The 18,000-nt window shown below is 73.1% G+C and carries 17 protein-coding genes and 2 riboswitches; of the genes, 9 read left to right on the top strand and 8 right to left on the bottom strand.

Annotated features, from left to right (window positions below):
• From KSE_RS10765 to ctaE, 5 genes are all read right to left on the bottom strand, one after another.
• A complete protein-coding gene (locus tag KSE_RS10765) occupies positions 1 to 369 on the bottom strand; it encodes a GntR family transcriptional regulator (RefSeq protein ID WP_014135329.1) in 369 nt (122 codons plus the stop codon).
• A 109-nt stretch (positions 370 to 478) separates the two neighbouring features.
• Complete coding sequence (qcrB, locus tag KSE_RS10760; RefSeq protein ID WP_014135328.1) at positions 479 to 2,137, bottom strand: cytochrome bc1 complex cytochrome b subunit; 1,659 nt, start codon at positions 2,135 to 2,137, stop codon at positions 479 to 481.
• Positions 2,134 to 3,201 (bottom strand): cytochrome bc1 complex Rieske iron-sulfur subunit, encoded by a 1,068-nt coding sequence (gene qcrA / locus KSE_RS10755; protein ID WP_014135327.1) that lies wholly within the window; start codon positions 3,199 to 3,201, stop codon positions 2,134 to 2,136. Before qcrA ends, qcrB begins: the two co-directional genes overlap by 4 nt.
• Positions 3,198 to 4,019, bottom strand: a complete 822-nt coding sequence (gene qcrC, locus KSE_RS10750; RefSeq protein WP_014135326.1) for a cytochrome bc1 complex diheme cytochrome c subunit — start codon at positions 4,017 to 4,019, stop codon at positions 3,198 to 3,200. The genes qcrA and qcrC overlap by 4 nt, the downstream gene beginning before the upstream one ends.
• A gap of 91 nt (positions 4,020 to 4,110) precedes the next feature.
• Positions 4,111 to 4,731: an aa3-type cytochrome oxidase subunit III gene (ctaE, locus tag KSE_RS10745; RefSeq protein WP_014135325.1), complete on the bottom strand. Its 621-nt coding sequence runs from the start codon at positions 4,729 to 4,731 to the stop codon at positions 4,111 to 4,113.
• 305 nt (positions 4,732 to 5,036) lie between these two features.
• Here ctaE and KSE_RS10740 point away from each other — a divergent pair, with 305 nt between their 5' ends.
• The 3 genes from KSE_RS10740 (at position 5,037) to KSE_RS10730 (ending at position 8,328) form a co-directional block, all read left to right on the top strand.
• Complete coding sequence (locus KSE_RS10740) at positions 5,037 to 5,462, top strand: response regulator (RefSeq protein WP_014135324.1); 426 nt, start codon at positions 5,037 to 5,039, stop codon at positions 5,460 to 5,462.
• A 140-nt stretch (positions 5,463 to 5,602) separates the two neighbouring features.
• Complete coding sequence (trpD, locus tag KSE_RS10735; protein WP_014135323.1) at positions 5,603 to 6,682, top strand: anthranilate phosphoribosyltransferase; 1,080 nt, start codon at positions 5,603 to 5,605, stop codon at positions 6,680 to 6,682.
• 113 nt (positions 6,683 to 6,795) lie between these two features.
• A riboswitch (SAM riboswitch) is annotated at positions 6,796 to 6,913 on the top strand.
• A gap of 47 nt (positions 6,914 to 6,960) precedes the next feature.
• Positions 6,961 to 8,328, top strand: coding sequence for an aminotransferase class V-fold PLP-dependent enzyme (locus KSE_RS10730; RefSeq protein WP_014135322.1), 1,368 nt, complete (start codon positions 6,961 to 6,963; stop codon positions 8,326 to 8,328).
• A 7-nt stretch (positions 8,329 to 8,335) separates the two neighbouring features.
• Here the strand turns inward: KSE_RS10730 and KSE_RS10725 are convergent, their stop codons facing one another.
• Positions 8,336 to 8,617, bottom strand: coding sequence for an Lrp/AsnC ligand binding domain-containing protein (locus KSE_RS10725; protein WP_014135321.1), 282 nt, complete (start codon positions 8,615 to 8,617; stop codon positions 8,336 to 8,338).
• Positions 8,614 to 9,417, bottom strand: coding sequence for a rhomboid family intramembrane serine protease (locus KSE_RS10720; RefSeq protein ID WP_231873156.1), 804 nt, complete (start codon positions 9,415 to 9,417; stop codon positions 8,614 to 8,616). The genes KSE_RS10725 and KSE_RS10720 overlap by 4 nt, the downstream gene beginning before the upstream one ends.
• Positions 9,418 to 9,566: 149 nt before the next feature.
• Here KSE_RS10720 and KSE_RS10715 point away from each other — a divergent pair, with 149 nt between their 5' ends.
• The 6 genes from KSE_RS10715 to KSE_RS10690 all read left to right on the top strand — a co-directional run bounded on the left by KSE_RS10715 (position 9,567) and on the right by KSE_RS10690 (position 16,994).
• Entirely contained in the window at positions 9,567 to 9,833 is a 267-nt protein-coding gene (locus KSE_RS10715) for a hypothetical protein (protein ID WP_033258110.1), read from the top strand.
• A gap of 283 nt (positions 9,834 to 10,116) precedes the next feature.
• Positions 10,117 to 11,517, top strand: a complete 1,401-nt coding sequence (locus KSE_RS10710; RefSeq protein ID WP_051055772.1) for an NYN domain-containing protein — start codon at positions 10,117 to 10,119, stop codon at positions 11,515 to 11,517.
• Between the two features lie 185 nt (positions 11,518 to 11,702).
• Positions 11,703 to 12,740: a C40 family peptidase gene (locus KSE_RS10705; protein WP_014135317.1), complete on the top strand. Its 1,038-nt coding sequence runs from the start codon at positions 11,703 to 11,705 to the stop codon at positions 12,738 to 12,740.
• A gap of 392 nt (positions 12,741 to 13,132) precedes the next feature.
• Positions 13,133 to 13,289: riboswitch (cyclic di-AMP (ydaO/yuaA leader) on the top strand.
• Between the two features lie 10 nt (positions 13,290 to 13,299).
• The gene (locus KSE_RS10700) at positions 13,300 to 14,397 is read left to right on the top strand and encodes a C40 family peptidase (protein WP_014135316.1); all 1,098 of its coding nucleotides are present in this window, start codon (positions 13,300 to 13,302) and stop codon (positions 14,395 to 14,397) included.
• A gap of 228 nt (positions 14,398 to 14,625) precedes the next feature.
• Positions 14,626 to 15,687, top strand: a complete 1,062-nt coding sequence (locus tag KSE_RS10695; protein ID WP_014135315.1) for a C40 family peptidase — start codon at positions 14,626 to 14,628, stop codon at positions 15,685 to 15,687.
• Between the two features lie 215 nt (positions 15,688 to 15,902).
• Complete coding sequence (locus tag KSE_RS10690; RefSeq protein ID WP_014135314.1) at positions 15,903 to 16,994, top strand: gluzincin family metallopeptidase; 1,092 nt, start codon at positions 15,903 to 15,905, stop codon at positions 16,992 to 16,994.
• 25 nt (positions 16,995 to 17,019) lie between these two features.
• Here the strand turns inward: KSE_RS10690 and KSE_RS10685 are convergent, their stop codons facing one another.
• Positions 17,020 to 17,922: a carbohydrate kinase family protein gene (locus KSE_RS10685; protein ID WP_014135313.1), complete on the bottom strand. Its 903-nt coding sequence runs from the start codon at positions 17,920 to 17,922 to the stop codon at positions 17,020 to 17,022.
• Positions 17,923 to 18,000: the final 78 nt, after the last annotated feature.

Raw genomic sequence — 18,000 nt, 5'->3', positions numbered from 1 at the left:
TCAGGCCGGGTACGCGGCCCGCAGCGCGGTCACCGCGGCGGCCAGCGCCTCGTCGTGCGCCAGGCCCAGCCGGACGGCCCGCTCCGCGTACTCGGCGGCGGCGCCGGCCGCGAGCCGGTGCGAGGCGTCCCCGGTCGGGGCGACGGTGGTGCCGGCCCGGCCGCGGGTCTCCACCACGCCGTCCGCCTCCAGCTCGCGGTAGGCGCGGGCCACCGTGTTCGCGGCCAGGCCGAGCCGCTCGGCGAGGGCCCGCACGGTGGGGAGCTTCAGGCCGACCGGCAGTTCGCCGCTGCGGGCCAGGGCCGCGATCTGCGAGCGGACCTGCTCGTACGGCGGGGTGGGGGACTGGTGGTCGATCTCCAGGTGCACCCGGCCAACATAACAGGGCGTCAGGGCCGGTCCGGGGCCGGGAAAGCCGGAACCCCCCTCCGGCCGGGGCCGGAGGGGGGTTCTGACGTGGCGTGACAGCTACACGGGATCAGTGGTGGCCGTGGCCGCTGGTGATCTCGTGGTACTCCTCGGTGGTCGGCTTGGCGATCTGGTTGCCCTCGCCGTAGAAGCCCTCGGAGAGCTTCACCCGGGTCTTGGTGATGACGCCGGCCTTGCGGGCCACCCCGTTCTCGTCCGTCTCGGCGGGCAGCTCCAGCGGCTGGGGCTGCTCGTGGGCGGTGAGGGTGTGCAGGTCCTTCTGCGCCAGCGGGGTGTGGACCTCGATGAACTCGCCGTGCGGCAGGCGCTTGATGATGCCGGACTCGCGCCCGTGCAGCACCTTGTCCTTGTCGCGGCGCTGGAGGCCGAGGCACCAGCGCTTGGTGACGATGAAGGTGAGGACCGGCACCACGAAGAAGCCGACGCGGACCGCGTAGGTGATCGTGTTGATCGACAGGTGCAGGTGGGTGGCGAACAGGTCGTTGCCACCACCGACCAGCAGGATCAGGTACAGCGAGATCCAGGCCGCGCCGAACGCGGTGCGGACCGGGGCGTTGCGCGGGCGGTCCAGGATGTGGTGCTCGCGCTTGTCGCCGGTGACCCAGGACTCGATGAACGGCCAGATCGCGATCGCGACCAGGACCAGCGGGAAGACCGCCAGCGGGACCATCACGCCGAGGTTCAGCGTGTGGCCGCCCCAGACCGAGATCTCCCAGCCCGGCATGATGCGGATCAGGCCCTCGGAGAAGCCCATGTACCAGTCGGGCTGGGCGTCGGTCGACACCTGGTCCGGACGGTACGGGCCGACCGACCAGATCGGGTTGATCGTCGCGATCGCGGAGATCGCCGCGATGATGCCGAAGACCAGGAAGAAGAAGCCGCCCGCCTTGGCCATGTAGACCGGCATCAGCGGCATGCCGACGACGTTCTTCTCGGTCTTGCCCGGGCCCGCCCACTGGGTGTGCTTGTGGTAGAAGACCAGGATCAGGTGCGCGACCAGCAGGCCCAGCATGATGCCCGGGATGAGCAGCACGTGGATGGTGAAGAAGCGCGGGATGATGTCGTGCCCGGGGAACTCGCCGCCGAACAGGAACATCTGGATGTAGGTGCCGACCAGCGGCACCGCCAGGATCGCGCCCTCCATGAACCGGATGCCGGTGCCCGACAGCAGGTCGTCCGGCAGCGAGTAGCCGAAGAAGCCGTCGAACATGCCCAGCACCAGCAGCAGGAAGCCGAAGACCCAGTTGATCTCGCGGGGCTTGCGGAACGCGCCGGTGAAGAACACGCGCATCATGTGCACGAGCATCGCGGCGACGAAGACCAGCGCGGCCCAGTGGTGGATCTGGCGGATCAGCAGGCCGCCGCGGATCTCGAAGCTGATGTTCAGCGTCGAGGCGTAGGCCTCCGACATCCGGATGCCGTTCAGCGGCAGGTACGAGCCGTGGTAGACGGTCTCGCCCATGCTCGGGGTGAAGAACAGCGTCAGGTACACACCCGTGAGGATGATGATGATGAAGCTGTAGAGGCAGATCTCGCCGAGCATGAAGGACCAGTGGTCCGGGAAGATCTTGCGCAGGTTGGCCTTGGCCAGCGAGTAGATCCCGACCCGCCCGTCGACCCAGTCGACCGCGGCCTCGGCCTTGTTGGCCGGCTTCGCGCGGGTGCTCGCCGGCTTGGAGGCACTGTTGGTGCCGCTTGCGGAACTCATCGCGGACGCTCCCAGTAGCTCGGGCCGACGGGCTCGTCGAAGTCGCCGGTGGCGACCAGGAAGCCCTGCTCATCGGTGGTGATCTTCAGCTGCGGCAGCGGGTGGCCGGCCGGGCCGAAGATGACGCGAGCGCCGTCCGCCAGGTCGAAGGTCGACTGGTGGCAGGGGCAGAGCGCGTGGTGGGTCTGCTGCTCGTACAGCGAGATCGGGCAGCCGACGTGGGTGCAGATCTTCGAGTAGGCGAGGATGCCCTCGAAGCCCTTGTCGCGGGACTTGGCGTCCTTGATGTCCTCCGGTGCGATCCGGACCAGCATCAGGGCGTCCTTGGCGATCTGCTGCTGGAAGTCCTCGTCGGACTCCTCGAGGCCCTCGGGCTTCGCGAAGGTCAGCGAGCCCTGGACGATGTCCTCGGCCTTCATCGGCTGGTCGGTGTTCATGTTGACCAGGCGCAGCGGCTTGCTGGGCTCGGCCTCGACCCAGCCGGTGTGCAGCAGCTTCTTCTCCGGCAGCGGGCCGAGGTCGCGCAGCAGCACCACGCCGGACAGCGGCACCAGGGCCAGCGAGCCGAACAGGGTGTTGCGGATCAGCTTGCGGCGGCCGAAGCCGGACTCCGCGGCACCGGTCTTGAACTGCTCGATGACGTCGTTGCGGACGTCGTCGTCGGCCTCGATCGGGTGGCGCTCGGCCGGCAGCTCGTGGTCCGACATCAGGGTGCGGGCCCAGTGGACCGCGCCCGCGCCGATGCAGAACAGCGCCACGCCGAGGGTCATGCCCAGGGCGAAGTTGAGGGCGCTGACGTGGCCCAGCGGGAAGATGTAGACGATCTTGTCGGCATCGATCGACGCGTAGGACGCGATGAAGCCGACGGTCGCCAGCATCGACACCACGAACATCAGCGACACCTGGCGCTCGGCCCGCTGGGCGGCCCGCTCGTCGATGTCGGTCCGACGCGGTTCGTGGGCCGGCAGGCCCGGGTCGGCGAACGGGTCGCCGTGGGTGGCGACGTCCGTGCCGTGGGAGGCGTCGTGCGCCTCCGGCAGGTTCTCTGACATGTCGTGGCTCATGACTTCTTGGCCTTGGTGGTGTGGGCGGCGACCCAGATCGCGACCAGGATCAGCGTGCCGAGACCGAAGATCCAGCCGAACAGGCCCTCGGTCACCGGACCGAGGCTGCCCAGGGTGAGACCACCGGGGTTGGGCTCGTCGTTCGTGCTGCGGACGAACGCGACGATCTCGCGCTTCTGCTCCTCCGGCATGGTGGTGTCGGGGAAGGACGGCATGTTCTGCGGGCCGGTCTGCATGGCCTCGTAGATGTGCTTCGAGTCCACGCCCTCAAGCGACGGGGCGTACTTGCCGTTGGTCAGCGCGCCGCCCTTGCCGTTGAAGTTGTGGCACTGGGCGCAGTTGGTGCGGAACAGCTCGCCGCCCTTGGCCACCTGCTCGGCGTTGGTCACCGGGTCGCTGGAGGGCTCGTACTGCTTGCTGTCCGGAGTGACCGGGCCCGGGCCGAGCGAGGCCACGAAGGCGGCCAGCTGGTCGGTCTCGGCCTGGGTGTAGATGACCTTCTTGCGCGGGACCTGGGCGCCCGGCTGCTGGGCCGGCATGCGACCGGTGCCGACCTGGAAGTCGACCGCGGCCGAGCCGACGCCGACCAGCGACGGGCCGTCGGAGGTGCCCTGGCCGTTCAGGCCGTGGCAGGAGGAGCAGCCGACGGCGAAGAGCTTCCTGCCCTCGTCGATGGCGAGCGACTGCGCCGAACTGTCGGCCTGCGCCTTCTCGGCGGGCGCGAAAGCGGCGTACAGCCCCCCGGTGGCCGCCAGGGCGAGAAGTAGAACGACGACCGCCGCCAGTGGGTGGCGCCGTCGTGCGGAGAGCTTTTTCACGGAATAACCCCGGTGTCAGGATCTGGTCGGCAGCAGCCTGCCCCCGACTCCCACGCGTCCAGGTGACGCCGGGTCAGGGGCGGGGCGGCTGTTACTTGATCAGGTAGATGGTCGCGAACAGGCCGATCCACACGACGTCGACGAAGTGCCAGTAGTACGACACCACGATCGCGGCGGTGGCCTGCTCGTGGGTGAAGCGCCGCGCCGCGTAGGTCCGTCCGAGGACCAGCAGGAAGGCGATCAGACCACCCGTCACGTGGAGTCCGTGGAAGCCGGTGGTCAGGTAGAACACCGTGCCGTACGGGTCGGAGGACAGCGACAGGCCGTCCTTCTTGACCAGCTCGGTGTACTCGTAGATCTGGCCGCCGATGAAGATGGCGCCCATCACGAAGGTGATCGAGAACCACGAGCGCAGCTTCTTCACGTCACCGCGCTCGGCGGCGAACACGCCGAGCTGGCAGGTGAGCGAGGAGAGCACCAGGATCGTGGTGTTGACCGAGGAGAACGGCACGTTGAGGGCGTGGGCCTTCTCGTGCCAGAACTCGGTGCCCTTGACCGAGCGGAGGGTGAAGTACATCGCGAACAGGGCCGCGAAGAACATCAGCTCCGAGCTCAGCCAGACAATGGTTCCGACGCTGACCAGGTTCGGCCTGTTGACCGCTCCGTGCGCGTGTCCGGTTTCTGTTGCTGTTGCTGTCGCCACGACGGACATTATGTCGGTCCCTTATTCCGTCTTCACGCCGGGGGGTCTCCCTCGGAGTGTCCGGTGCGTGAGGTATGCCCGCCTCGCGGGCCGCCCGTTTTCTGACGGTTGTTCGGACCGGGTGACCCCGCTGGGCCGCCGGGGTGAGTCCAGGGCGCGGCGGCTTGAGCGAGATCGCGTCGGGGCCTCCGCAGGACGGGTGCGCGGGGGTAGCATCCGTCCAAGGACGTGGCCCGGGTCACACTGGGCCGTTCGGTCGGGGCCGCCCCGCGTGGGCACACATATAAGAGGACGAGCACCAGGAAGCAGGGGCCATGGCGCAGCACTCCGACGAGACGCTCACCGTTCTCGTCTACAGCGACGACCGCAACACCCGCGAGCAGGTGACCCTGGCCCTCGGCCGGCGCCCCGCCGCGGACGTCCCCGCCGTCGAGTACCTGGAGTGCGCCACCGCGCCCGCGGTGCTGCGCGCCCTGGAGAAGGGCGGCGTCGACCTCTGCGTGCTGGACGGCGAGGCGGCCCCGGTCGGCGGGCTCGGCCTGACCCGGCAGCTCAAGGACGAGATCTACGGCTGCCCGCCGGTGCTGGTCGTGATCGGCCGCCCGCAGGACTCCTGGCTCGCCGCCTGGAGCCGGGCCGACGCCGCGATCTCGCACCCCGTCGACCCGGTCGCGCTGGCCCAGGCGGCGACCACGCTGCTGCGGGCCCGACTGGCCGGGCGGGCCCCCGCGGGGCGCTGAGTCCCGGCCGGCGTCTCACCGGCGCGTCTCACCTGGAGAGAAGGGGACGGCAACTCCCGGCGGCCGTCCCCGCGCGCTCGATAGGCTGACGCCCGAACCCCGGCGATACGCCTGGGGCGGGACGAGAGTGGGAGTCAGCCATGGTGAACGCGCAGCCTGCGAACGGCGGTAGCGGCCCCGCGCAGGTGGTCCGCACCTGGCCCGACCTGTTGAGCTCGCTGCTGCGGGGGGAGGACCTGGACCAGGCCGACACCGCCTGGGCGATGGACCGGATCATGAGCGGCGAGGCCAGCCCCGTGCAGGTGGCCGGCTTCCTGATCGCGATGCGCGGCAAGGGCGAGACGGTCGAGGAGATCGCCGGCCTGGTCGAGTCGATGTACGCGCACGCCCTGCCGCTGGAGATCCCCGGCCCGGCGGTGGACATCGTCGGCACCGGCGGCGACCGCGCCAAGACCGTCAACATCTCCACCATGTCCGCGGTGGTCGCGGCCGCGGCCGGCGCCAAGGTCGTCAAGCACGGCAACCGGGCCTCCTCCTCCGCCTCCGGCTCCTCGGACGTGCTCGGGCGGCTCGGCATCAACCTGGAGCTCTCCGCCGAGCGGGTCGCCGCGGTGGCCGAGGAGGTCGGCCTGACCTTCTGCTTCGCCGCCAAGTTCCACCCGTCGATGCGGCACACCGCCCAGGCGCGCGCCGAGTTGGCCGTCCCGACGGTCTTCAACATCCTCGGCCCGCTGACCAACCCGGCGAAGGTCACCTCGCACGCGGTCGGCTGCTTCGACACCCGGCTGGCCGGGCTGATCGCCGGCGTGCTGGCCCGGCGCGGTGCGCAGGGCCTGGTCTTCCGGGGTGACGACGGCCTCGACGAGCTGACCATCACCACCACCTCGCACGTCTGGGTGATCCGCGGCGGCGAGGTGACGGAGGCCGTGTTCGACCCGCGCGAGGTCGGGATCGAGCTGGTCGGCATCGAGGCGCTCCGGGGCGCCGACCCCGAGTACAACGCGGAGGTCGCGCGCCGGGTGCTGAACGGCGAGCGCGGGCCGGTGCGGGACGCCGTCCTGCTCAACAGCGCGGCCGCGGTGGTCGCCCTGGAGCTGGGCGACGCGCCGCTCACCGAGCAGATCGCGGCGGCGATGGCGCGGACCGCGGCGGCGATCGACTCGGGCGCGGCGGGGGAGCTGCTGAAGCGCTGGGCCGAGGCCACCCAGGCGTCGGCCTGACGGTCGGGGGCGGCGGGCCCGGCCCGCCGCCCCGGGCCCCGGCCGGTATTCCGGAAGTCTCGGGATGCGGACGGGTGTTGAGATCCGGGGGATCTCGTGTACTGTCTTCCACAGGTCATGAGCGACAGCGACAAGCCCCAGCTTGCTGTCCGGCAACCCTCCGTCCGTGGCGGGGTGCCCTGGGTGAGGACCAGGCCGTGCGGCGACCAGTCCGCGCGGCAAGCGCGGACTTCCGGTGGGTGCACTTCCGGGGTCCTGACCCCTGGAGGAGTGCACCCATGTCTGTTGCCACCGAGATCTGTGAGCCGCTGGCGGTCCTGGGCGGGGACGTCGAGGTTCCGCTGGCCTCCGGCGAGAAGGTCGGGTACGCGGCGCTGGACTACGCGGCGAGCGCCCCGGCGCTGAAGCGGGTCTGGGACGACGTCGCGGCGTACGCGCCGTACTACGGCTCGGTGCACCGCGGGGCCGGCTACCTCTCGCAGCTGTCGACCGACCTGTTCGAGCAGAGCCGGCGGACCGTCGCCGACTTCCTCGACCTGCGCGAGGGCGACCAGGTGGTGTTCACCCGGGCGACCACCGACTCGCTGAACCTGCTGGCGGGCGCCGTCCCGGCCGGGACCGAGGTGTTCGCCTTCGAGACCGAGCACCACGCCTCGCTGCTGCCGTGGCGCCGCGAGGGCCTGACCGTCAGCTACCTGCGGGCGCCGCGCTCGCACGACGAGGCGGTGGCGGCGCTGGAGGAGGCGCTGCTGGGCGCGTCCGAGGGCCCGAAGCTGTTCTGCGTGACCGGGGCGTCGAACGTCACCGGCGAGCTGTGGCCGGTCAAGCGGCTGACCGAGGTCGCCCACCGGCACGGCGCCCGGGTGGTGCTGGACGCGGCCCAGCTGGCGCCGCACCACCGGGTCTCGGTGCGGGAGCTGGACGTCGACTGGGTGGCGTTCTCCGGCCACAAGCTGTACGCCCCGTTCGGCGCCGGCGTGCTGGCGGGCCGCTCCGACTGGCTGGACGCGGCCGAGCCGTACCTGGCCGGCGGCGGCGCGAGCCGGACGGTCGCCCGGGAGCTGGACGGCTCGGTGGCCGTCGAGTGGCACACCGGCCCGGCGCGGCACGAGGCCGGCTCGCCGAACGTGATCGGCGCGTACGCGATCGCCTCGGCCTGCCGGGCGCTGGACGAGGCCGGCTTCGAGGAGCTGGAGGCCCGGGAGCGGGCGCTGGTGGCGAAGCTGACCGAGGGCCTGGCCGCCGTCCCCGAGGTGCGGGTGCTCAACCTGTTCGGCGAGGGCTCGGACCGGGTCGGCGTGGTGTCGTTCGTGGTGCGCGGCTGGAACAGCTCGCACTTCTCGGCCGCGCTGTCCGCCGAGTACGGCATCGGCGTCCGGGACGGGCTGTTCTGCGCGCACCCGCTGGTGCGCACCCTGCTGGGCGGCGAGGAGGCCGCACCGAGCGAGTGCGGGGCGCCGGAGTCCTCGCTGCCCGGCGAGCGCAGCCTGAACGCGATCCGGGTCAGCTTCGGCGCCGGTACCCCCGTCGAGCACGTGGACCGGTTCCTGACCGCCGTCCGCGAGCTGGTCAGCGACGGCGCGAAGTGGAGCTACCGCAACGAGGGCGGCCGCTGCGTCGTCGACACCCAGGGCCAGCAGCGCTGAGCGGTGCTCAGCCGTCCAGGCCGAGCGAGAACGCGGCCTCCAGGTCGTGCTGGGAGTAGGTGCGGAAGGCGATGTGGGTCTCGGTGTTCGTGACGCCCGGGACCTTGTTGAGCCGGCCGGGGATGACCTCGGCGAGCTCCTCGTGGCCCCGGACCCGGACCATCGCGACCAGGTCGTAGGTGCCGGTGACCGAGTAGACCTCGCTGACGCCCTCGATGGCGGCGATCGCCTCGGCGATCTCGGGGATCCGGTCGACGTCGGTGCTGATGAGGACGATCGCGGTGATCACTGGGCAACTCCCGTTCGAGAAGGTCCGCCCAGGGTAGCGCCCGCCGGACGGGCGGCCCAGGCGAGCAGCCAGCCCGCCGCGAAGCCGATCACGTGCACCAGGTAGGCCACCCCGTCACCGCCGGAGGTCACCGACCAGAACTGCAGGGCGAACCACAGGCCGAGCACCAGCCAGGCCGGGAAGCGCAGCGGGAGGAACAGCAGCAGCGGCACCAGGGTGGTCACCCGGGCCCGCGGGTACAGCCGGAGGAACGCGCCCAGCACGCCGGAGATCGCGCCGGACGCGCCGACCAGCGCCCGCACCGCGTCGGGGGTGCCGGTCTCGGCCAGCGCGTAGCCGTAGGTGGCCAGGCAGCCGACCGCCAGGTACCCGGCCAGGAAGCGGAACCGGCCCAGCCGGGCCTCCACCGCCGGGCCGAAGACGAACAGGAACAGCAGGTTGCCGATCAGGTGCAGCCAGCCCGCGTGGACGAACAGCGCGGTCAGCACCGAGAGTTCGGGGATCTTGCCGGGAGTGGCCGGAAGCACGCAGCCGGGCGCCGCCGGGGGGAGCACCGACAGCTGGGCGGCCGTCAGGGGGCGGCCGCCCAGCAACTCGGCCGGCACGGCGCCCCAGCGGTGCTCGTAGCGCTGCTCGGCACAGGCCCGGGCGTCACCGCTGCCGTACGCCGGATTCAGGCCGGCCGGACCGAGCAGCATGACCAGCGCGGCCAGCGCGACCAGCAGGTACGTGGCGACCGGGGCACCGGCGGCCCGCTCGGCCGCCGGCGAGCCGGCCCGGGCGGGGGCGGAGAGCACCATGCCGGTCAGCATTCCTCGGGGGCGCGCCCGCGACACCGGGCGCTGCTCCGGCCGGGTGAGCGTCCGGGCTGTGGACCGGTGATCCGCCCGCCCGCCGGCAGGCAATAGGCTGGAGGCCCGGAACCGGGACCAGCCGAGAGGGACCACTGATGAGCATTGCCGTGCCGACCGCCGAGACCCGTTGGCGCTGCACCCTGTGTGGCAACCTGACCCGCTTCGACGTCACCCGTTCGTCCCGGGTCACCGACTTCCTGCACGTCGACCTCTCCGGCGAGTCCAAGGTCGAGGAGACCCAGGTGCTCTCCGAGACCGTCGAGTCGGTGCGCTGCCGCTGGTGCAACGCCGTCGACCAGGTCGAGCTGGTGGCCCGCCCGGGCGCCGACGAGCCCGCGGAGGGCGACGCCCAGAAGGGCTGACCCGGCACCGACCGCCCCGCGCCCCCGTCCGCCCGGACGGGGGCGCGGGGCGGACTCGTGGGTGGGGTGCTGTCGGAGCGGCACGGTAGACGGGACAATTGGCAGCAGCGGCGGACAGCAACGCCCCGCCCGGCACCCGCCGGGCGGGCACCGCCCGGGAACAGGATCGGAGCCGAGGACAGTGGCGGAGGCAGCGAACGCGCCCGCGGGCACGGACGGGACCGCGCCCGCCCCGGCCCCGGACCTGGCGGTCGGCGAGGCCCGGGCGGGCGCGGACAGCGCCGTGGCCGGCGGCGCGGACGGCGGCGTCGACGAGACCGGGCAGCCGGGCGGCGGCGAGCAGTCGGCCGACACCGGGCAGCCGGCCGGCGGCGCGGAGCCGGCCGGGCGTCCGCTGCCCGAGGGCGTGCGCCGGCGGGTGGTCGGCATCGCCTCGGACGCGCTCGGCGGCATCGCGCCCGGCGAACTGCCCGCCTCGCTCCGCCCGTACGCCAAGTTCACCCCCGCCCGGCGGGCCAAGTACGCGGCGACCGCGCTGGCCGCCGCGCTGGAGTCGGACCCGGCGTTCCGGGTCCGGATAGCCGAGCGCCTGCGGCTCGGCCAGCCCGACCTGGTGCAGGCGCTGGAGTCGGGCACCGTCCCGGCCGCCGCCGACCCGATGGACGTGGCGGCCGCCGCCTACCTGGTCCGGCCGTCCGGCTGGGCCCGGCTGGTCGAGGAGGCCGGCGAGGAGGCCGAGCGGGCCGACGCCGAGGGCGCCGCCGCCGAGGCCGCCCGGCTGGCCGAGCGGCTCCAGGAGGAGCTGGCCGAGGCCAGGACGGCCGCCCGGGCCGAGCTGGACCGGCAGCGGGCCGAGGCCGAGGGCGTCCGCAAGGAGGCGGAGTCGCTGCGCAAGAAGGTCCGCTCGCTGGAGGCCGACACCCGCCGGGCGCAGGCCGAGAGCCGCCGGCTGGCCGCCGAGCTGGAGGCCGCCCGGGCCGCGGCCGGGGCCGAGCGCAGCGCCGCCGAGGGCGAGGCCCGGCGGCTGCGGCACCGGGTCGCCGAGCTGGAGGCCGCGGTGGAGAGCGGGCGGCGCACCGTCCGGGAGGGCCGCAGCGTCGAGGACATGCGGCTGCGCCTGCTGCTGGACACCGTGCTGCAGTCCGCCCAGGGCCTGCAGCGCGAGCTGGCGCTGCCGGTCACCGCGCTGCGCCCGGCCGACCTGGTGGAGGCGGTCGAGCCCGGCTCGGCCTCGCCGCACGACGTGGCCCGGCGCGGTCTGGCCGAGGACGACCCGGCGCTGCTGGACCAGCTGCTGGCGATCCCGCAGGTCCACCTGGTGGTGGACGGCTACAACGTGACCAAGACCGGCTATCCCCAACTGCCGCTGGAGCAGCAGCGGATGCGGCTGCTGGGCGGCCTGGCGATGCTGGCCCAGCGCACCCAGGCCGAGGTGACCTGCGTCTTCGACGGCCAGGACCTGGACGTGCCGGTGATCATGGCGCCGCCGCGCGGGGTCCGGGTGCGGTTCAGCCGCACCGGGGAGACCGCGGACGAGCTGATCCGCCGACTGGTGCGGGCCGAGCCGCAGGGCCGTCCGGTGGTGGTGGTCTCCGCGGACAAGGAGGTCGCGGACGGGGTGCGCAAGGCCGGGGCGCGGCCGGTGGCCTCGGTGCTGCTGCTGAACCGGCTCTCCCGCAGCTGAGGGGCGGTCAGGGGGCCCGGAGGCGGCCGGAGTGTGACGGCCTTGTGAAAGGGGGCGGGGCGGTGGGACCGGAAGCCCCCCGGGAGTGGACGCGGAGGCAGGGACTTCACTAGGGTCTGGCGTCAAACCTATATTCCGGACCATCACTCGTTGGGGTGAGTCCAGCAGGAAGAAGGAGCTCCCCCTTGGCCTCCCACCGGCGTCCCAAGCAGCCGAGCCGTGCGCGGATCTCCGTGTTCACCGCCGCCGCCGCGACCGCGGTCGCCCTGACGGCCCAGGCCGGCGCGCACGCCGCCCCGGCCCAGCCGAACAAGGACGAGGTCAAGGCGCAGGTCGACAAGCTGCTGGAGGAGCAGGAGCAGGCCGCCGAGAAGTTCAACGGCGCCAAGGAGCGGTCCGACCAGCTGCGCAAGCAGGCCGACGACCTCCAGGACCAGGTGGCCCGCGGCCAGGAGCAGCTGACCGAGCTCTCCTCCGGCCTCGCGGCGGTCGCCGGGGACCAGTACCGGCAGGGCGGCGTCGACCCGTCGATGCAGCTGATGCTCTCGTCCAACCCGGACAAGTACCTCGCCCAGGCGGCCTCGTTCGACCAGGCCGCCAGCACCCAGGCCGAGACGCTGAAGTCGCTCAAGGAGCAGCAGCGCCGCCTGGACCAGCAGAAGCAGGAGGCCGCCCAGGTCCTGCACGAGCTGGACACCCAGACCCAGGCGCTCAACGACGCCAAGAGCGAGGTCAACGGCAAGCTCGCCGAGGCGCAGAAGCTGCTCGCCAAGCTGAGCGCCGCGGACCGCGCCGCGATCCTGCGGGACACCGGCGGCACCGCCTCGCGCAGCTCCAACCGGGTCGACCCGGCCTCCCTGCCGCAGGCCAGCGGCTACGCCGCGACCGCGGTGGCGGCGGCGCTCGGCAAGCAGGGCTCCGCGTACGTGTGGGGCGCCACCGGCCCGAACACCTTCGACTGCTCCGGCCTGATGGTGTGGGCGTACGCGAAGGCCGGCGTCTCGCTGCCGCGCACCTCGCAGTCGCAGGGCAGCTACGGCGTGAACGTCGGCACCGACTGGCACAACGCGCAGCCGGGCGACCTGGTCGTCTACTACGGCGACCGGCACCACGTCGGCATGTACATCGGCGACGGCATGGTGGTCCACGCGCCGCGCACCGGCGACGTGGTGAAGGTGATGAAGGTCGACACCCTGCCGATCTCGACCATCCGCCGGGTCTGACCCGCGCCGGTCCGACGGCTTCCGGTCTGACGGGCCGACGAATCGGACAAACGCCCCACCGGGCGACAACTGACGCATAGTGACACGCCCGGGCGGGCCGAGATCCCCTTGTGATCTGCGACACGTCCGGGTCTGTCGCTTCTGGACCACATCATGAGAATTGCTACGCCCTGCGTCATGAAGTGCTCACTATCGGTCACATTTTGCCGGGTGTTTGATTCAGAATCAGATTTTTTTCCGACAAAGATTTGAGCGGATCACGGATCGGTTACTAGGGTCATGTCTCGACCACCGCAGAGTCGATCGCCCAAGGGGGGCGGCGGCGGGGGTCGCCGCCGAGTCCGTGACGCAGCGGGCAGACCGTCAACACCGGGTCTGCTGACGGGGATACCCCTGCGGGGGTGCTGTCGAACGGAGCCGGGGAACCACGTTCCCCCGGGGTGAATCGGCGCCAGGTCGGCCGCCGCGCGCGGCCGGTGAGGCGTCGTAGGGCAATCTCTTCCAGCCCGAACCCGTCAGCTCACCCGGTAGGCGGTCGAGGAAGAAGGAGTCCGCCTTCGTGGCGTCCCATCGTCGTCCCAAGCCCGCGAGCCGTGCCCGGGTCTCGATTCTCACTGCGACCGCCGCCGCCGCCGTGGCGCTCTCCGCCCAGGGCGGGGCGCACGCCGATCCCGCGCCGACCAAGGACCAGGTCAAGCAGCAGGTCGACCAGCTCAACGAAGAGGCCGAGATCAAGACCGAGGCGCTGAACGCCTCGGTCGAGAAGCAGCAGGACCTGCAGAAGCAGGTCGGCCAGCTGCAGGACCAGCTCGCCCGGCAGCAGGGGCAGGTGACCACCGTCCAGGAGAGCCTGGCCGGGATCGCCGCCGAGCAGTACCGGACCGGCAGCATGCCGCAGACCATGCAGCTGATGCTCTCCAGCACCCCGGACGCCTTCCTCGGCCAGGCCGGCGCGCTGAACGTGGTCGGCTCCACCCAGGCCGACCTGCTCAAGAGCTTCAAGGACGAGCAGTCCAAGCTCGACGCGCAGCGCAAGGAGGCCGAGAGCAAGCTCGCCGAGCTGGACACCACCACCAAGGCCCTGCAGGCCGACAAGGCGGACGTCCAGGCGAAGCTCGCCAAGGCCCAGGAGCTGCTCAACACGCTGACCCAGCAGGAGCGCGAGCAGATCGCCGCCGCCGAGGCCAAGGCCGCCGCGGACGCCAAGGCGAAGGCCGACGCCGCGGCCTCCGCGGCCTCCGCCGCCTCGCAGGACCGCGCCTCGCGGAGCACCGACCGGCCCGCGCTGGACGCGCCCGCGCCCTCGAACTTCTCCGGCAACGCGGTCGGCGCGGCCGTCTCCAAGCTGGGCAGCTGGTACGCGTACGGCGCCGCCGGGCCGAGCAGCTTCGACTGCTCCGGCCTGATGCAGTGGGCCTACAAGCAGGCCGGCGTGTCGATCCCGCGCACCTCCCAGGCGCAGGCGGGGGCCGGCACCAGCCTGGGCACCGACATCGCCAACGCCCGCCCGGGCGACCTGATCATCTACTACGGCGACCAGCACCACGTCGGGATGTACGTCGGCAACGGGCAGATGATCCACGCCCCGCACACCGGCGCGCAGGTCCGCTACGAGTCGGCGACCGCGATGCCGATCAACCGGATCGTCCGGATCTGACCCGGCCCGGGGCCCGTTCGGGGCCCCGGCGGGACGTGCGGCCCGGTGCCCCCAAGGGGTGCCGGGCCGTTCCCGTGCGGATGTCCGATTGGGGGTCAAATATTCGGGGCTGTCGGGGTTTGGACTGGATCGATCCGACTCGCTAACCTCTGCCCCCGGGCCCCCGCGAGGACGGCCGTCCGACCGCGGACGGCGGCGGAGGCCGGCCGCAGAACGGAGCCGTCGCGCGTGTCCGTGCCCCGCCGCACCCCACTGCCCGGTGTCCAGCGCATCGCCCGGGCCCTGGCGCTCACCGCCGCCGCGACCAGCGCGCTCGGACTGACCGTCGGCGGGGCCGCCGCCGCCCCGCTGAGCCCCGCCGACCCGCCGAACCGGGCCGAGGTCAAGCAGCAGGTCGACCAGCTCTACGAGGAGGCCGAGCGGGCCTCGGAGACGTACAACGCGGCGCAGGAGCGGCTCAGGACCCTGCAGGCCGAGACCGGCACCCTCCAGGACCAGGTCGCCGCCGGGCAGGACGAGCTCAACCGGATGCGCGGCGACCTGGCCGCCGTCGCCGCCGCCCAGTACCGCTCCCAGGGCGTCGACCCGACCGTCCGGCTGATGCTCGACCAGGACCCGGCCGGCTACCTGACCGGCGCCCGCTCGCTCGAACAGGCCACCGCCCGGCAGAGCGACAGCCTGCGCGACCTGGCCGAGCGGCAGCGCCGGCTGGACGAGCGGCGGCGGGAGGCCGGCGGCAAGCTGGCCGAGCTGGAGCAGGCCAGGCAGCGGCTGGCCGCCGCCAAGGAGGACGTCCACGAGCGGCTGCTCCGGGCGCAGCGGCTGCTGAACTCGCTGGCCCCCGCCGAACGGGTCCGGATGGCCGCCGACGACGCCCGGGAGGCCCGGCAGCGCGCCACCCGCGGCACCGACCGGATCGACCTCGGCGACCAGCCGCCGTCCTCCGACCGGGCCGGGGCCGCGCTGGCCGCCGCGATCTCCAAGATCGGGTCGCCCTACGTCTACGGATCGACCGGCCCCGGCACCTTCGACTGCTCCGGTCTGATGTACTGGTCGTGGCGGCAGGCCGGAGTGACCCTGCCGCGGACCTCGCAGGAGCAGGCCTCGGCCGGCCGGCGGGTGAGCCTCGCCGACGCCCGGCCCGGAGACCTGGTGATCTTCTACAACGACAGGCACCACGTCGGCATGTACGCCGGGGGGGGCGTCGTCGTGCACGCGCCCTACCCGGGCGCCCGGGTCCGCTACGAGAGCGTCGGCGCGATGCCGGTGAACACGGTGGTACGGGTCTGAGCCTCGTCGACGAACCCCTGGTCACCGACCTGCCGACGGCCACCGGGCCGCGGCGGGCCGGTGCTCCGCTGTCCCGGCGCGCGGCCCTGCTGCTGGCCGCGGGCGGGGCGCTCCAGCTGTCGCCGCTCCGGGTCGCGCCGGCCGGACCGGCCCCCGCCGCGGCGAGCGGCCCGGCGGGCGCCGTCGCGGGCGCGGCCGGGGCCGCACCGGCCGGGGTGCGCGAGGAGGTGGTCCGGCTGCTCGGGCAGCGGGCCCGGGCGGTGGCCGGACGGGACACCGCGGCGCTGCTGGCGGTCTCCGCGACCGGCGCCGAGGAGGCCGACCGGGACCTGCTCACCCGGACCGCCGCGCTGGCCTTCGCCGGCTACGAGCTGAAGCTCACGGTGTTCGCCGAGCCGCCCGCCGACGCGGACCGGCTCAGCGTCGGCGCCGAGCTGGCCTACCGGCTGACCGGGGTGGACGACTACCCGGCGCTGCTGGAGCGGCGGATCGAGCTGGTCCGGGAGCCGGCCGGCTGGCGGGTGGCCGCCGAGACGCCGACCGGCGCGGCCGCGCCCTGGGACCTGGGCACCGTCCGGGTCGCGGAGGGGAAGCGCTGCCTGGTGCTCGGCCTCGGCGAGCCCGCCGAGCTGGCCGCGCTGGTCGCGCTGGCCGACCGCGCGGTGCCCGCCGCGGCCGGCGTCTGGGGTCCGTCCGACACCCGGCTGCTGCTCGAACTGCCGCTCACCGTGCAGCAGTTCGCCCGCCGGATGGACGTCTCCGCGGACGCCTACCAGGGCATAGCCGCGGTCACCCTGGCGGTCGGCGGCGCCCCCGTGCACACCCCCGCCGACCGGATCGTGGTCAACCCCGACGCGTACCGGCAGCTCAGCGAGCTCGGCCGCCGGGTGGTGGTCACCCACGAGGCCACCCACGTCGCCACCCGGGCCGACACCAGGGCCTGGACGCCGCTCTGGCTCTCCGAGGGCGTCGCCGACTACACCGGCTACCTCGGCACCGGGCGCACCGCCCGGCAGATCGCCCCCGAGCTGGCCAAGGACGTCCGGGCCGGCCGGATGCCGACCGCGCTGCCCGCCGACACGGCCTTCGCGGCCGGGTCGGACGGCATCGCCCAGGCGTACGAGCTGTCCTGGCTGGCCTGCGACCTGATCGCCCGGACGCACGGGCAGGACCGGCTGGTGGCGCTCTACCGGACCGTCGGGGCGTTCGGCGAGGGCGGCCTCGACCGGGCGATGAAGGCGCAGCTCGGGGTCGGGGTGACGGAGTTCACCAAGAGCTGGACGGCCGAGGTGGCCAAGCTCGGGTAGCGGGGGCCGGGGGAGGGGCGGCCGGTCAGCCGGCCAGCGCCCGCTCCAGGCCCGGCGCGTCCAGGAACGCGGTGTGGGTGCCCGCGACGGTGCAGGTGTACGCCCCGGCGGCCGCGCCCGCCCGCATGCACTCCTCGACCGGGCGGCCGGCCAGCCGCCGGTGCAGGAAGCCGGCGACGAAGGCGTCGCCCGCGCCGTTGCTGTCGACGACCGGCGCGCCCGGGTCGACGGTCGGGAAGTGCCGGGGCGCGGCGTCCGCCCGGGTCAGCAGGAAGGCGCCGTCCGCGCCCGCCGTGGCCACCACCAGCTCGGCCCGGCCGCGCTCCAGCACGGCGCGCATCGCCGCCTCCGGGCGGTCGGCCAGCCGCGCGGCGGAGAGGAAGACGAGGTCCGAGCGGAGCGCGTAGTGCAGGTGGTGCTCCTCGACGCCGTCCCAGGCGTGCAGGTCGGTGGAGCTGGTGCGGCCCAGCCGCTCGACGTCCGGGTACATGTCCCGGTTGACGCCGGTGATCGACAGGTGGACGTGCGCCGAGCGCTCCAGCAGCGGCAGCCAGAACGCGCGCGGCAGCCGGGCGTCCGCCGGGTGCCGGCCGTCGTAGAAGGAGAACCGGCGGCCCTCCCGGTCGACCAGGTTGACGCTGCGCGGGGTGCCGTTCGGGGCGGGCAGGTGGCTGAAGTCCAGGCCGCGGCGGGCGTACTCGGCCAGCACCAGGGCGCCCTGCGGGTCGTCGCCGAGGAAGTCGGCGAACTTGGTGCGCAGGCCCAGCGCCAGGCAGGCCAGTGCCACGCCGTTGCCGGTGTGCGCCGGGTAGTCCAGCACCGGGGGGACGGCGAGCGAGTCGCCGCCCGACGGGACCTCCAGCCGGTCCACCCGGACGATGGTGTCCACGCCGAGGCCGCCGACGATCAGGATGTCGTAGTCGATCATCCCGCGATGGTGGCAGCGCCGGACCCCGTCTGCAAGAAGTTTCGCAAACTTGCAGCAACGGGATCCGGCGGCCGGCGG

The sequence above is a fragment of the Kitasatospora setae KM-6054 genome (genome assembly GCF_000269985.1).
Taxonomy (GTDB): domain Bacteria; phylum Actinomycetota; class Actinomycetes; order Streptomycetales; family Streptomycetaceae; genus Kitasatospora; species Kitasatospora setae.
The sequence above is the reverse complement of the archived record's forward strand: the minus strand, read 5'-3'. Positions and strand labels throughout refer to the sequence as shown.